The 14,633-nt window shown below is 57.4% G+C and carries 12 protein-coding genes; 7 read left to right on the top strand and 5 right to left on the bottom strand.

Annotated features, from left to right (window positions below; genetic code table 11):
- Positions 1-479 precede the first annotated feature (479 nt).
- The 5 genes from HV711_RS32115 to HV711_RS32095 form a co-directional block, all read right to left on the bottom strand.
- A complete protein-coding gene (locus HV711_RS32115; protein ID WP_175145605.1) occupies positions 480-1,073 on the bottom strand; it encodes a hypothetical protein in 594 nt (197 codons plus the stop codon).
- Positions 1,074-1,264: 191 nt separating this feature from the next.
- On the bottom strand, positions 1,265-1,939 hold the full coding sequence (locus HV711_RS32110; protein WP_035484515.1) for a M48 family metallopeptidase: 675 nt from the start codon (positions 1,937-1,939) through the stop codon (positions 1,265-1,267).
- A 1-nt stretch (position 1,940) separates the two neighbouring features.
- Positions 1,941-5,072 (bottom strand): type I restriction endonuclease subunit R, encoded by a 3,132-nt coding sequence (locus tag HV711_RS32105; RefSeq protein WP_035484512.1) that lies wholly within the window; start codon positions 5,070-5,072, stop codon positions 1,941-1,943.
- A gap of 13 nt (positions 5,073-5,085) precedes the next feature.
- A complete protein-coding gene (locus HV711_RS32100) occupies positions 5,086-6,363 on the bottom strand; it encodes a restriction endonuclease subunit S (protein WP_082201580.1) in 1,278 nt (425 codons plus the stop codon).
- Between the two features lie 5 nt (positions 6,364-6,368).
- The gene (locus tag HV711_RS32095) at positions 6,369-9,062 is read right to left on the bottom strand and encodes a type I restriction-modification system subunit M (RefSeq protein ID WP_035484509.1); all 2,694 of its coding nucleotides are present in this window, start codon (positions 9,060-9,062) and stop codon (positions 6,369-6,371) included.
- Between the two features lie 227 nt (positions 9,063-9,289).
- Here HV711_RS32095 and HV711_RS33875 point away from each other — a divergent pair, with 227 nt between their 5' ends.
- The 7 genes from HV711_RS33875 (at position 9,290) to HV711_RS32065 (ending at position 14,349) form a co-directional block, all read left to right on the top strand.
- Positions 9,290-9,424 carry a hypothetical protein gene (locus HV711_RS33875; protein ID WP_279612679.1) on the top strand — a complete coding sequence of 45 codons (135 nt, stop codon included), beginning with the start codon at positions 9,290-9,292 and terminating at the stop codon, positions 9,422-9,424.
- Positions 9,417-9,908 carry a hypothetical protein gene (locus tag HV711_RS32090; protein ID WP_244142794.1) on the top strand — a complete coding sequence of 164 codons (492 nt, stop codon included), beginning with the start codon at positions 9,417-9,419 and terminating at the stop codon, positions 9,906-9,908. Before HV711_RS33875 ends, HV711_RS32090 begins: the two co-directional genes overlap by 8 nt.
- A gap of 94 nt (positions 9,909-10,002) precedes the next feature.
- On the top strand, positions 10,003-10,965 hold the full coding sequence (locus HV711_RS32085; RefSeq protein ID WP_035484507.1) for a DUF932 domain-containing protein: 963 nt from the start codon (positions 10,003-10,005) through the stop codon (positions 10,963-10,965).
- Between the two features lie 72 nt (positions 10,966-11,037).
- Positions 11,038-12,033 (top strand): YqaJ viral recombinase family nuclease, encoded by a 996-nt coding sequence (locus tag HV711_RS32080; protein ID WP_035484505.1) that lies wholly within the window; start codon positions 11,038-11,040, stop codon positions 12,031-12,033.
- A gap of 71 nt (positions 12,034-12,104) precedes the next feature.
- Positions 12,105-13,022: a recombination directionality factor gene (locus HV711_RS32075; RefSeq protein WP_035484504.1), complete on the top strand. Its 918-nt coding sequence runs from the start codon at positions 12,105-12,107 to the stop codon at positions 13,020-13,022.
- Positions 13,019-13,990 carry a hypothetical protein gene (locus HV711_RS32070; protein ID WP_035484503.1) on the top strand — a complete coding sequence of 324 codons (972 nt, stop codon included), beginning with the start codon at positions 13,019-13,021 and terminating at the stop codon, positions 13,988-13,990. The genes HV711_RS32075 and HV711_RS32070 overlap by 4 nt, the downstream gene beginning before the upstream one ends.
- A gap of 98 nt (positions 13,991-14,088) precedes the next feature.
- Positions 14,089-14,349 carry a hypothetical protein gene (locus tag HV711_RS32065; RefSeq protein WP_035484501.1) on the top strand — a complete coding sequence of 87 codons (261 nt, stop codon included), beginning with the start codon at positions 14,089-14,091 and terminating at the stop codon, positions 14,347-14,349.
- The last annotated feature ends 284 nt before the right edge of the window (positions 14,350-14,633 follow it).

Genomic DNA, 14,633 nt, shown 5'->3' with positions numbered 1-14,633 from the left:
GTCCCGCGCCTTGCTTCATCATGTGCACTTCTATCGCAGCGCGAGACAACCCGTTTCGTTTCATCTCGAATAGCGCGGGATGCCGATCCTCAAATAGACCGGGACGTAACAATAGTAAGCGTCAACTCGATGCCGTCTCGACGAAGTTCTCGATCTGAGAGGCGACATTTGGTGGCTCATCGAGGCCGAGGCGGACGTGCCATTCGTCTGCGAGGTTGTCCTCTCTACAAATGGAGGATCGAACTCCCGACCGCAACACAGCTAACCACCCGTGCGTTGAGCAGTCGGAAATGCCCCCAAAGCTGCCCCCAACTTTGCCTCCTTGTAATGACCCAGCTGAGGCTGCTCCGGAATCAGAGCCGTTGTGAACTGAATTCTCCGGCGGAATCTGCTCAACTTAAGCAACTCGCCAAGGCCAAGGTCCGAACCTCGAGAAGGGCTCGGCCTGACCCGCAAGGAGATCTTTGGGGTAATGTCGGTCACGCCTGAAATCGAAAAGGCGCTCCCGAAAAGAAATCCTGCAGCGAATAACTATTGGCGGGTGGCAAAAATGTGGCGTCGGCGTCCACGCCCAATATTCGCCCGGACGCTACCGGCGCCTTCACAAAGAAGGCAGATCTGAAGATGGTGCCGTAGCGGCCGGCTATGACATGCCGATTTGAATAATGATGCGCAATTACAGCCCGATCGAAGCAGGCAATGTTTCCCAAGGCGATACGGACTTGCATATCCTCCGTCGAACAACTTTTATCAAAATAAGGAAGAACCGACGGGCCGAACAACTTGGCGAGAACGTCCCGTTGACACTCCAAATGTTGTCGACTTTCTCGATCAAAGAGTTGAAACGCAGTGACAAGAAAGTCCCGACCGTCGATATAAATGTCATCCAAAGACGCGCGAAATGAGATGACCAACGGGCATGTCATGCCGGTCGAAGTTGAATAGTTATGCTTCGCAGCATAGTAAGCAGCCCCATCTACCTCTCCACACGCGCAAAACCCATGCGACGAATCCGTGTAAATTTCCTTGTAGATTAGCGGATCGGCATAGTAGTCCGATACTTGGAGTTGCACGTTTTTGACGTCTCGTGGAATCGAGAACTGCCACTTCCCCTCAGTTCCGCAAAGGCCATTCGAAAAAATCCGATCTATTGTGAACTGCACCTCGGAAGGTTCGACGGAAATTCCGCGATATAAGTCCAAGAGCATGCATCCCCCGATTGCTTGTACGTAATGGACTGGAACGGCAAATAGAGTCGAGTCGCCTACAATTCCTGCTCGAGTAAGGCCCCGTTCTGCTGAAGCCATGCCTTGGCCTTCTCCATAGTCGGCGCTTGGGCTCTGACGATGTTCCAGAATCTCGGCGTGTGGTTCGGCTCGATCAGATGTGCCAGCTCATGAACCAAGACATAATCGATGACGAACATGGGTGCCTTGATCAGACGCCAGTTGAAAATTACGTTGTCGTTCGGCGTACATGAACCCCAGCGATATTTTCCATGACCAATCCTGGCTTCCTTGTAGGTCACTCCCAGATTTCGGGCATGAACGGCGACCCGGGGAAGGATCTTTTCGGCGGCTCGCGTCACATACCAATCCCGAATCGCCTCCGACTGGCCTGCCAAAGTCCGCGGTACCAGAAACTTCGCATCGAATTCGACTTGATGCCCACCATCGACCAACTCGATCCGATAGTGCCGTCCCAGATAGAGCAGCGACTCGCCCGCAACCAGCTCCTTGCCCGGCGGATGAGGCAGCGGGTCGTACTTCCGCGCGTGCCGGGTTTTCTCGTACAGCCACAGCTTGCGAGATTCGACGATCTCGTGAATTTTGTCGCGGGGCGTCCCTTCGGGCGCTATCACAACAACGGAGCGATCCCGCTCTACCGTAATGGTGAGCGTTTTACGCCTGGAAAATACGACTTTGTATTCCAGTTCCATATCAGCTCGAGTATAAGATCCGGTCGTTGTTCTTCTCCGCGATCTCCATCACGCGCGAAATGATCTGGCTGCGATTGGCCACCACTTTCGGCAACGACCGGAACGCCTCCGACACCAAAATCTGCTGAATTTCGGCCCTCAACTTGTTGCGGGCCGGAATGCTTTCCCAGAAGCTCGCAAGCTTCAACTCCCGTTCGACCACAAGGAACACCTGCTGGGTTAACTCGACGAGCATGCCCACCTGGTCATCATCGAGCTCAACCTTATCGAAAATCTCGGCTTTGAATATCCGGAAAAATGGCATCTGCTTTTTCTTGTGCAGTCCATAGGTCGGCTCGTTCGCTGCCTCGATGATTCGGCTACGCAACTTTTCCAGTTCATCGTAGATCTTCTGCCAGTTGTCCTTGAACTCCTGCAGGATCGCGGTGAGGGCTGCGGAGAATGAAGCTTGCAGCTCCGGGTCGTCGTCCAGCTCAACGTCGAGATGATGGCGGATGGCGTGCTCTACTTCCGCGGCCTTTGTCTTCGTGCGCTTACGCTTGGCGACCTTGCTCTCGAAATCCTCATCCAAGATCGAGATGGGCTTGACTTTCTGCTCAATACCTTTGGACGCCAGATACTGGTCCGTCAATGCCCGCAGTTTGGGTGGAATGCCCAACATGCTTAGGCGTTGGTCGTTCAGGTGACGCCCCGCGAGCACGTTGACCTCCGTGAGCGCGTTGTAGGTTTTCAGGTACCCCAATGCCTCCTTCGCCGGGAATACGAGATCGAGGCTGCGCGTCAACCGCTTATATGCCAGCATGAACTCGAAGCGAATGTCCTCGTCATAGAACAAGTCGAAGAACGCGTCATGGTCATCCAGATCGGTCAGGCCATATTTCCCCAGCAGTTCCATGACGGCGTTGTAATCAGCCTGCAGTTGACGCAGTTCGTCCTCAGGAAAGCTGAGCGTATCCAACACCTCCTTCTGCTCGCGTTCGTCGTAGTTATCGATCGCCCGCTTGAGGTGATGGCCGATGCCCACGTAATCGACGATAAAGCCCTTTTCCTTGGCTGCACCACCCACCCGGTTCACCCGTGCAATAGCCTGAAGCAGATTGTGGGCGACGATCACCTTATCCAGATACATGACCTGCTCGATCGGTGCGTCAAAGCCGGTCAGGAGCATGTTATTGACAATGACGATACCGATTTCTCCGGTCACGCCCTCGTCCTCTATGTCAAAGGGGAGTTTGAAGCTTTTGATGGTACGAGTATGCCGACCGCTATCTGCATACTCCTTGATATGCGGAAGATCGTTATGACCACCAGAAATCACGACATCCGTTTCGAGCTTCTTCAACCGCGCAAGATCAAGGTTGAGCGGATTGGCCCGCTCCAGTGATTTGATCGCGCTCTTCAGCGCTGCATCCAACGCCACCTTATGCCGCACAGCGGCCTCGCGCGAGGTGGCGACGACCTGGGCCTTGAAGCCATTGGGAAAGACGTGCTCCAAATAGTGGGAGACCATATCCTGGGCTTTAGCCAGGATTGTGGCCTCGGCTTCCAGATAGGCGTCACGCGACCCATAGCCGAGAATCTGAAGACGCTGCTCCAGGTTGTACTCGCTGAACACGTCGGCAAAGGCCTTATCCATATCAGCCTGATTCGGCACTTCGGCATTGTGCGTACGCCCTTCGTAGACGATCTCCAGCGTCACACCATCCTCGATGGCTTGCCGCATCGTGTACCGGTCAATGTAATCGCCAAATACCTTTTCAGTTTTGTCGATCGGTGTACCGGTATAACCAATTCGTGCCGCGTTGGGAATGGCTTTGTCGAGATTTGCTCCCAGCAACGCATACTGCGACCGGTGTGCCTCGTCGGTCATCACCAGAATGTTGGAACCCTTGTTCAATTCCGGGAATGTCTCGGCCAGGTCGGTTTCGCGGAACTTGTGAATCATCGCCATCACGAGATCCGACGAGTCGCTGCTCAGCAACTCCTTGAGCTTGGCGATACTGTCTGCGACCTTGACGGTAAAGCCAATGCCGCGACCAGTCTCACTGAGTTGCTGCTCCAACTGCGTGCGATCAGTAACGAATACGACCTTCCATGTCGCAAGCTGGGTGTCACGATACATCTCGCGTACCATGAACATCATGGTCAGCGATTTCCCTGAGCCTTGTGTATGCCAGACAATACCGCTGCGCGCACGAGGCGTCGTGCCCTCGCGCAGGCGCTTTACTGCGAGCTTTACGGCGCGGAACTGCTGATAGCGGCCCACGATCTTGATCAGTTCGCCCTTGTCCGACTCCGAGAAAATCGTGAACGTGCGGATGATATCCAGCAGGTTCTGCCGATCCAGCATGCCGGCCACTAGTCGTTGCTGGTCGTTAGGGCCACTGTCACCATGAGTCAGATCCTCCACTGTACGTGGCCATGGGTCGGACCAGCGGTAGAAGTGCTTTTCGATATGTGTCGTGATGGTGCCGAATTTGGCCTGATTGCGGCAGGTGGCCACAACAAACTGATTGAAGTAGAACAGCGGCACGCTGCCCTCACCCTTGACCCCGCGCTGCTCACTGTAACGCAGCATCTGGTTGATGGCCTCGGGAATCGGCTCCTTCACCTTTGGCGACTTACACTCGATCACCACGACGGGCAGGCCGTTCAGGAACAGTACGATATCCGGGATTACGTGGTGCTCGGTACCGAGGATGCGTACCTTGAACTGGCAGATGGCGATAAAACTGTTGTTGGTGAGCTCCCTGAAGTCGATGTAGCGTACCGTGGGACTCTTCTCGCCTGTTTTCCTGTTCTCCGGAACACTCGTGTTTTCCAGCAGCAACGTCAGCACATGGCGGTTGTTCTCGAGCAGATTGCTGCCAGAAAAACTGGCCGTGAGGCGCTTTATCACCTCCTCCACCTGGTCGTCTTCCAACCAGGGGTTAATGATCTTCAGCCGCTCGCGCAGCACCGGCTCGAGTACCACCTCGTCGAAGCTCTTGCGGAAGCTCTGCTTGGGCGCCTGCTTGATCTCCAGATCGATGACCTCCCAGTCAAGCCCCTGCAATTGATCCAGCAGCGGCTTCTCGACGTGGTTACGTTCGTCGAGGCGGATGTGAGCAGGGGTTTTGTCCTGGTAGTCCATGTGACTGTCCTTATTATTTTGTGGCGGCGTCGGCAAGGAGCGTCGTGACGCGTCGTTCAGCAGTCAGCAGGTCATTCATTAGTCCGCGTTTCAATGCCCTGAATTTTTTCAAACTGCCCAGACACTTCTTAACGAAGAATTCCATGGAATCAACTCGCTTTGCGATTTCCGCCATCTCCCTCTCATCTTTCGGGAAAGGCACGAGTGGCGCCAGAATTTCATTCTTCGATAAGTGCGGGATGTCCATACCCTTTTGTTGCAAAACAAGCTCTCTTTGATAACGAGGCGATAGAATCAAAAGTCTCATAAACTGCTTAGGAACTTCAATCGGAATGAAACAGCCGACTCGCTGCACAAGCAAGCACGGAAGGTCGCTCTCCGAAACAACGCTGACCTTAAAACCCTGCTTTGTAAATGTGCGATCCATCCCTATTACCAAATCACCAGAAACGAGGTGATAATCTTCGAAATCCTTTGCAATTTCTAGCGGCAGACACGCGGTATCTTTCCAATCTAGGACACCAGTTCCAACATTTTCCCCGCGAAGTAGTCTCACGCCGTCCTCGGAAAACCAAGAACTCTTGAATGCATACCCAACTCTAAGGTCTGCAGCTTCCGCCAATGGCACAGCATTCCATTCCACCGGAATTCTCCCCAGGGGTGAATCCTTGAATGCATGGGTCGCTTCGGAGCGAATGCTGCCGTGCTCGTCGATGCCCTTGGTGAGCAAGTCGTGCATAAGACCGGTCTTGATGCGCTGCTGCTTGGCAATGAGGGCTTCGGTTTGCTCGATGGCACGGTCAAGCAACGAAAGTACCTCGGCGATCTTTGCCTGTTCGACCGGGGACCGCGGATACTCAAACGCAATCTTCTTCAGTTTGTCCTTGTTGAGTGTCGCACCTTTAATCGCCTGATCGACGTTCTGAAGTAAGTCCCATTGTTGCAGACCATAGAAGAGAAATTCAGGTGCGAGCTTTTCGGAACGCAGCCCGGCGATTGCCTCATTCGTGTAAAGATCGCACCCTGCGAACGCCACCCGCCCAATAGAAAGCTTGAAGCTCAGAAGGACAGTTCCTTTTGGCTGTAGTTTCACGTTCGAATGACGTACCCCAAGGTCTGTGATTTGCTCTGCGGTCTCACAAACTGTCCGCCTACTCAAGTCCTTGATCGCTACCCATCGATTGTTTGCATCCTTTGCGGAATCCCAGAATTCCGGATTGCTTCGTGATGGCGTACCACCTATTTCGATACTACAAAGTCCGCCGAGCGCGCCTTTTGTCCAGCTATCCATTGCCGTCACCCCAAGTAACCCAAGCCAGCCAAGAAGCCATCTAGCGCAGACAGCGTCTCTTCCCGCTCGATTTCAAGCACATGCCTCGACACCGCGTATTTGTCCCACAGGTTCTCAACGATCGCGAACAACGCGCGCTTTTCGGCGTTGAGGTATCGCAGCAGTTCCTTGTTAGCGAGGTCATGCAGTTTCTTCAGGATCAAGCGCTTAGCGTCCGCTTCGGTGAGCGGACCGCCAATGGCTTTGAGCAGATCGTCGATGCGGGCCAGGCGTTTCTCCAAAGCGGCCTTATCTTTTTCAAGCGCTGTGAGCTTTTTCTTCTCTTCCTTCACAGCGAGGCTCAATCCCTTGATGTCGGCGGTGGCCTGTGCAATGAGTCCATTGGTCTCGGCCTTGGCTTCTTCACCGCCGATGCGCTTGAGCCGCAGTTTCAGATCCAGCTCATCCTGCTTCTGTTTGAGAGCAGTTTTGTGGGTCTTGATGCGGGCCTCGATGGCACTGATGCCATCGCGCAGGTCTTCGTACCGCTTGCGCTCCTTATGAGCGGAGTCAGTCCTGGCATCCGCGAGGTCGTCAATCAGCGCCTTGATGTATTTCTTGATGGCGGCGGCAGTGAGCTTTGCCTCGCCCTCCTCGTTCTCGCTTTCTTCCGGTTCATAGCTCGCTGTTTCGGCAGCAGCCTCGACCGCCTCGGCGAGTTCGCTCTGGGCTTCGTTGATCTCCCCCTCCAGCGCCTCGATCTCGTCGGACTCTACCTGGAAGTACTCCGCGATAAGGTAGTTGTCCGGAATCAGTGTGTGGTGCCAGCCGGTCGAGATGACGGTTTTCAGGTCGTAGCGGATGGTCTGCCACCAGTTGACGAACACACCCGCGCTCTTGAACTCGTCGAGCACACCTAGGGGCTGAAGTTTGGATTTCAGCGTCACGAGCAGTTCGCTACGCACCTCTGGCAGCTTGCGCCCTTCGCGCAGCTGTGCGAAGTCATGCTGCGCCACCTGCCACCATTGTTCCAGGGTGGTGTGGTGGTCGACGAGCTTGGCTTGCAAGTTTGCGTCTGCCTCCAAGGTAGTCTTGATCGCGCCCCTAGCTTCGATCCGGGCCTGGAAAGCGAAGTAGTTGGTACGCAGCGGTTCGAAGAAGATATCCGGCGCGACACCAAACTTGTCAAACTCGCCCTGTTTGACCACGACCTCGGCCTCTGGGATGCCTCCGATTAAGTGGGCCTGCACGTCCTCAGGTTCAGGATCCGGTGTATTGTCCACGTAACGGCGAATGTTAAGGTTGTAGTCGTGCTCGTTGACGATCACATCCTTGTCCACCAGGCGGCTGTATCTGTTGATGCTGAGCTTGTGACTGAAAACGTGATCGATCTTCTCAATGTCTTCAGGGCGCAACTTGTTCTGGTTCTTGCCTTCTGCATACTCGCGGTCAGCATTGATGAAGAGTATCTTGTCACGAAGTGCATCCGACTTGCTCTTGTTAACCACCAGGACACAAGCCGGGATACCCGTGCCGTAGAAGAGTCCAGGAGGGAGGCTGATGATGGCCTCGATAACGTCATCCTCGACCAGAAGCTCCCGGATGAGCTTTTCTTTGCCGCCCCGAAAGAGCACACCGTGCGGCATGATGGTGGCCATGTGACCGTCAGGTTTCAGGCTAGCGATCATGTGCTGCACGAACATGAGGTCGGCTTTCTTGCCTGTTTCCGGACAGAACTCGCGAAAACGGCTCGGAAAGCTCATGCCGGCACGGCTGTAGTTCTGCGAGAACGGTGGGTTCGCGAGCACACGGTCAAACTTGCGCGGCTGATTGTTTTCAAGGATTAAAGGGTCCTCCAGCGTATCCCCGTTTTCAATGGTGAATCGGGTGATGTTGTGGAGAATCATGTTCATGTTGCAGATGGACCAGACCGTGCCATTGGAATCTTGGCCATACAGGCCAAGGTCGTTCGGATCCTGGCCCTGCTCCTCAACATACTGATGCGCTTGGATTAAAAATCCGCCCGATCCGGCCGTCGGATCGTAAACGGTATTACCCGCCTGAGGTTTCGTGAGCTGCACCAGTAGCCGCACCACCTCGGCGGGCGTGTAGAACTCGCCGCCCTTCTTGCCAGCACTGTCGGCAAAATACTTGATCAGATATTCATAGGCCGCGCCCAACAGGTCCGGGAATTCAAAGTTCTCATTGATTAGAATGAACTGAGACTGGTTGAAGTGGTCCAGCAAGTCCTTCCACTTCTGATCGGGGATTTTCGTCTTGCCCTTGATAGCATTGAAATCGATGTTGTTCTTCAATACACCGGACAGCGCATCGTTCTCGTCTTCAATCGCAGCAATCGCCTTGTTGAGCATGTTGCCGATGTCATGCTTGAGATGCTTGAGCGGCGGCACCTCATTGCCGTCATCGTCTGTCCACGATTCATTCCAGCGCGCACGCAGTGGCACATAGAAGGTTTCACCGTAGGATGTCTTGTCGTTCAGCAACTCGTTCAGCAGTTCAGGCTGCCCCTTCAGATGCGCGTAGGTGGTTTCGCGAAGCACCTTCCGCTTGCGATCGAATTCGTCGGACAGGCGCTTGATGAACAGCATGCCAAAGATGAATTCTTTGAACTCACTGGCGTCCATCTTGCCACGCAGAATATCCGCCGCCTTGAAGAGAAAACTTTCGAGTTGGGAAAGGGTGATTTTTTCCTGCTGCACGCTGATCTCTATGCTCTCGTTTGATGTCTAGAGATTTTACCGGATGGCCAGTGGAGCCTGAGGTCAGCGGCCGAAATTTCTGCCACAGGCTGCTGCGCTAACATTCCGCTTGCCGGTGGATGCGGATTGAAAGCATTATCAGCCATATATCACTGCCCCGAGCACAGCAGCAACCTGCCCGCTCCGCCCGCGCAATTCCGCGCTGGCAAACTTCCCCGGGAGCCGTGATGCCTACCTATCCTTCCCCTTTTGAATATCTGCTCGTGTTCGGCCTAGTCTTCGCAGCCGGCGTGCTGACGTCGGTCGGCCTACGCCAGTACACCGACAAGATCCGGCGGGAGGCTACGACCGCCCATGCCTGAGCCGCGCATCTACCCCCAACCTCACGATCCGTATGACCCGGACGACACGTACCTAAACGAGCACGACGGTGACGAACCGTTCGAGCAAGGCTTCGCCCCGGCGCACGTAAGGCCGAACCACACCCGAGTCAACTTGCAATCAGGCCCGATCCCCCCGTGCCCGAAATGCCAGTCCGATCGTGTCGATGCCCGCCATCGCGCACGCAAGACTGGCGGAGCCGTTGGTGCCGTCGCCGGCACGGCCAGCGGTATCGCATTCGCCTTGTCTGGAGCGGAGACCGGCGCGGCGGTCGGCGTGCTCGCCGGACCTGCCGGTGCCGTGTGCGGTGCCATCGCGGGTGCCGTGATTGCTGGCCTCATCGGCGGCACGGCAGGCTGCGCAACCGGCTCGGTGTTCGGTGAGGTGATCGACGATAAGGTGCTCAATGACTTCCGTTGTCACGCTTGCGGGCACACGTTCAGCCGCCACAAAGCATCTGCCTGATCTGTAGCTTTTCCCCTTCAGCAGTATCCCCTTCATTTTTCTCGCATTTGCTCGGCCGCAAGCCGGGCTTTATGCCGTTTGCAAGGAGCTTTTCATGCATCTCGTGAACACGATGGCCTATCGAGGCGAAACCCCTTGGCATGGCTTGGGCAATCAACTTTCTCCGCGCCAGCCGATCGAGGTCTGGGCAAAACAGGCCGGGATGGACTGGCAGATCGAGTCCGCCGACGTCCGCTTCGTCGCCGGCAGCGGCAATCTCGGCTCGATCCATGCATTTCCCGAGCAGCGCGTGCTGTACCGCTCGGACACTAAGGCTCCGCTCTCGGTCGTGTCATCGCGCTATCAAGTCGTGCAGCCGATGGACATCCTGAACTTCTATCGCGACCTCACCGAAGTCGGCGGCTTCGAACTAGAGACTGCGGGCGTACTCAAGGACGGCAAGAAGCTCTGGGCACTCGCTCGCACCGGCCAGTCTGTCGCTCTCAAGGGCAAGGACACTGTGAACGGCTACCTGCTTCTCGCTACGGCCTGCGACGGCACGCTCGCGACCACCGCACAGTTCACGAGTATTCGGGTGGTTTGCAACAACACGCTCCAGATCGCGCTGGGCGACTCAGCAGGAGCCGTCAAGGTCGGCCATCGCTCGCAGTTTGACGCTGCCGCCGTAAAACGCCAGCTCGGCATCGCAATTTCGAGCTGGGACAGCTTCATGGCACGGATGAAGGCACTCGCCGAACGCAAGGTCAGCGATGCCGTCGCCGAGAAGTTTCTCCAGCGCGTGCTCACGTACCCGACTGGCGGCTCGAACATGCCGATGCCGGTGACGAACGACCGCGCAATCAAGGCGGTGCAGTCGCTGTACGCCGGCAAGGGCATGGGCGCGACGCTCGCTTCAGCATCCGGCACGGCATGGGGCCTGGTGAATTCGGTTACGGAGTTCGTCGACCATCAGCGCCGCGCGCGCAGTGAGGGCCATCGACTCGATGCCGCATGGTTCGGTGCAGGCGCCACACTGAAACAGCGCGCCTTCGACGAGGCAATGAAGCTGATCGCCTGACCCATGTTCTCAACGTCATAGCAGCCCGGCCGGGATGGTTCCCGCCGGGCTTTTTCACATCTGGAGGTATGCATGTCTCAACCCGAAAAGGCTGGACGTGGCAGGAACCGTCCGGCGCTGCGTCTCGTGGAAACAAAAGACCTCTCTCGCGAGGACTGGCTGGAGGTAAGAAAAAACGGGATTGGTGGCTCCGATGCGGCCGCGGCCGTGGGGCTGAGTCCGTACATGAGCCAGCTCGAACTGTGGCTTATCAAGACCGGACGCGATGCGAATCTGCCCAAGCCGAATGCTGACGATACGACGGAGCCCGTGTATTGGGGGGCGCTGCTCGAAGCCATAGTGGCCGCATCGTACACGAAGCAGACAGGCAACAAGGTCAGGCGCGTCAATGCAGTGCTCCAGCATCCAGATGTGCCCTTCATGCTCGCCAATCTCGACCGCGAGGTGGTCGGCAATCGAGACGTGCAGTTGCTCGAATGCAAGACCGCAGGAGAGCATGGCGCGCGGCTCTGGCGTGACGGCGTACCCGAATACGTGCAGCTTCAGGTCGCGCACCAACTCGCCGTCACCGGCAAGCAGGCCGCCGACGTCGCCGTACTGATCTGCGGCCAGAAACTCGAAGTGCATCGCGTGGTACGTGATGACGCATTGATCGCAAGACTGATCGAACTGGAAGCGGCGTTCTGGCAATACGTCGAAACCGATACGCCACCACCGGCCGATGGTTCCGATTCAGCCGATCGCGCACTGCGCTGCCTATATCCGGGCGCAGGCGGCAGGGTCGATTTTACGGATGACCGGCGCCTATCGTCGGCCTTCGCCGATCTGGTCGCTGTAAGAGCTGAGATCGACACTCGCAAGCAGATCGAAGCGCAACTCAAGCAAAGCATCGTCCAGGCGATGGGCGAAGCCGACCACGCCGAGTTCGAGACGGGTTCCATTTCGTACAAACGCAGCAAGGACAGCACGGGCATCGATCTCAAACGCCTGCTCACTGATCACCCGCATCTCGCCACGCAGTACGTCACCACGAAAGCCGGCGCACGCCGGTTTCTCGTGAACGCCTGAATCCCCTCGCCGTTCCGCTTCCGCAGCCTCTTTCCCGCTGCATTCCCCCCTTACGTACACAGGAGAAGTCCATGTTGAAAGGCCTGAGCATCACCCCACCCGTCATTGGCCGCATCAGTATCGGCCGTGTGGTCGAGCGCAGCGGCAAACGCGTCCCGGAAAAGGACGACGCTTTTACGATCACCACCCAGGTACAGCAGAAAGGAGAGTGGATGCTGCATCCACTCAACGAGGAATTGCGCAAGGCCACCACTGGCAAGCTACGTGCGATCCCCGTTCGCTTCCTGTTCAACAACCCCGATCTGAACCTGCGTGCCACGTACTCATGCTTCGACCGCGAGACGGGACGGCCGGTCTGCGTCGGCAACGGCGACACCTGCCGTCGCGCAGGAGACGCCGGCATCGAGGAGCTGCCGTGCCCGTCGCCAGATGGCTGCACCTTCGGTCAGGGCGGAGCCTGCAAGCCCTATGGCCGGATGAACGTACTGATAGGTGACGAGGACGAGATGGGGTCGTTCATGTTCCGCACGACGAGCTTTAACAGTATCAGAACGCTCGCCGCGCGACTCCATTACTTCGCTGCAGTGTCGGGCAACCTGCTCGCCTGCCTGCCACTCGAACTCAAATTAAGGGGCAAGAGCACGGCACAAAGCTATCGCTCGGCGATCTACTACGTGGATCTTGGAGTGCGAACCGGCAGCACGCTCGAAGCGGCGATCACGGCAGCGCGTGAGTTGGATGCGCGTCGCCGTGCGGCGGGCTTCGATCAGGTGGCACTCGATGCCGCGGCCCGTGCTGGCTTCAGTAACGGTGCGTTCGAGGACAATATCGAGGAGAGCCCGGCGGTCGCCGAAGAGTTCTACTCGTCCGAATCCGGTCGCGGCGACAGTCAGGGCGATGGTACTGCGGAATCGGATGTGCTGCCCGCGCCCGGCCTGCGCGGCAAACTCGAACAACGCGCCACGTTACTCGGCGGGAAGGCCGCATGATCCGCGTCCGTCCGGTCCTGCTTCTAGCGGTCGTGACAACGGGGACGGCGATCAGCATGTCGGTGCTCGCCGGCTGGCAACGCGGCGGGTGGCTCGCCGAACGGCTGGTGTGGGTGGCGATCGGCATCGTGCTCGTCGCTGGCGCGCACCTGCTTCCCGCGCTGTGCGGCTCGGCTCCGCCCTCCGGGCGCGCGGTCGGCGCTGTGCTGTGGCTCGGGTGCATGGCGGCGGCGTCGTATGGGCATGCGACCTTTTTCCTGCTATCGCAGCTTCATGCGGGGGAGTTTCGCGTCTCGGCTGTTCCGGTCGCCAGTATCCCGGCTCACCGGGAACTGACAGCCGTAATGGCTGAGCGGGCATCGGTCACGGCAGAACTGGCGCGGGCGGATGCGCGGCGCTGTACTCGTGACTGTCCGACATGGCAGGCGCGTCGAGTGGCACTTGCGGCCCGACTCGATGCGCTCGACGCCGAAGCTGCTGATGTCCGTCGGTATCAAGCCATTAAGGACGGTAACGCACAGAACCGCACGACTGCCCGTGACGATCCGGTCACGGCACGACTCGCGACGCTTTGCGGAATCGTCGATACCAAGCTCGACCTGTTCGCAGGCCTCGCGTTCGCGGCTGTTCTCGAAGGCGTGGCCTGTCTGCTCTGGTGGCTGGCACTGACCCCTCCGGCCTCGGAGTCATCCGATGCGAATCGTCACGGTGTAGCGCACAACGTTACTGCCGAAACGGCTCCGGTAACGACGCTTGCCCAGTCGCCCTCGCCGACTACCGTCCAGTCAATCGTTCCGCCAGTCGTTCAGCCAACCGTCACGCCCCCCGAATCCGACATCGCAAGGCTGCGTCGCGATATCGAATCAGGCGCTGTCAAACCCACCGTCGCTGGTATCCGTCAGCACCTCGGCTGCTCTCAGGCCAAGGCTTCTACCTTGCGCCGCCAGCTCGCCGACATCACGGCATAAGCCGGGCGCGTCCTGCGCCCGATCTCTTTTCCATCACGACACGATCACGTTATCCGGTTCTTCGGAGGCCCGTGCTCGCCCTTTATCTGGAGCAATCCATGCAGGAAACGACATTCGTTCATCTGCCGCCGCGCCTCTGTCCCGTGACAAAAGGGCTCGGTGTCGTGGCCGGTATCACGGCTCTCAGCTTCGCCGCAGCCTGGGTTTTCGAGCGGCACCGCCAGCGCGAGCTGGTGCGCGTCCTCGCCTCGATGCCCGATGTCATTTGCCTCTTCCCAACGCTCCGAGCGCACATGGGGATAGTGCCCAGGCAATTCGGTGTGGGCGTTCCGCTGAAACCGAGCAACCGTAGGCCGTAACTCCCAGACCTGTTCGACCCGGCGCACTCCGCCGGGCTTCCCTTCATTTCCCGCACGCATCCGGCTTGACTGGAGGGGCGTGCTCGTCCATTTTCAGGAGAATTCGATGTTCCAACCTACCCGCCTTAAACCCCTGTTCCATCCTGGCAAGCTGCTCGTCTCGCACGCAGCGCTGGCAATGTCCCAGGCGTAGTTGAAGGTTGAAGGCGGCGGTTCGCCAGTGGAATCCGAGAGAATCGGGTTTCCAGGACCAACCTCCCGAACAGGGAACCAAGGAGAACCGC

Origin of the sequence: Paraburkholderia phenoliruptrix (genome assembly GCF_902859825.1) — a bacterium.
GTDB classification, from domain to species: domain Bacteria; phylum Pseudomonadota; class Gammaproteobacteria; order Burkholderiales; family Burkholderiaceae; genus Paraburkholderia; species Paraburkholderia phenoliruptrix.
Note: the sequence above shows the minus strand (reverse complement) of the source record. Positions and strands in the feature narration are given on the sequence as shown.

Excerpts from the sequence above, each read along its gene's own strand:
- HV711_RS32110 (WP_035484515.1), bottom strand. The coding sequence starts at position 1,939 with ATGGAACTGGAATACAAAGTCGTATTTTCCAGGCGTAAAACGCTCACC.
- HV711_RS32105 (WP_035484512.1), bottom strand. The coding sequence starts at position 5,072 with ATGGACTACCAGGACAAAACCCCTGCTCACATCCGCCTCGACGAACGT.
- HV711_RS32100 (WP_082201580.1), bottom strand. The coding sequence starts at position 6,363 with ATGGATAGCTGGACAAAAGGCGCGCTCGGCGGACTTTGTAGTATCGAA.
- HV711_RS33875 (WP_279612679.1), top strand. The coding sequence starts at position 9,290 with ATGCCTACCTATCCTTCCCCTTTTGAATATCTGCTCGTGTTCGGCCTA.
- HV711_RS32090 (WP_244142794.1), top strand. The coding sequence starts at position 9,417 with ATGCCTGAGCCGCGCATCTACCCCCAACCTCACGATCCGTATGACCCG.
- HV711_RS32085 (WP_035484507.1), top strand. The coding sequence starts at position 10,003 with ATGCATCTCGTGAACACGATGGCCTATCGAGGCGAAACCCCTTGGCAT.
- HV711_RS32080 (WP_035484505.1), top strand. The coding sequence starts at position 11,038 with ATGTCTCAACCCGAAAAGGCTGGACGTGGCAGGAACCGTCCGGCGCTG.
- HV711_RS32075 (WP_035484504.1), top strand. The coding sequence starts at position 12,105 with ATGTTGAAAGGCCTGAGCATCACCCCACCCGTCATTGGCCGCATCAGT.
- HV711_RS32070 (WP_035484503.1), top strand. The coding sequence starts at position 13,019 with ATGATCCGCGTCCGTCCGGTCCTGCTTCTAGCGGTCGTGACAACGGGG.
- HV711_RS32065 (WP_035484501.1), top strand. The coding sequence starts at position 14,089 with ATGCAGGAAACGACATTCGTTCATCTGCCGCCGCGCCTCTGTCCCGTG.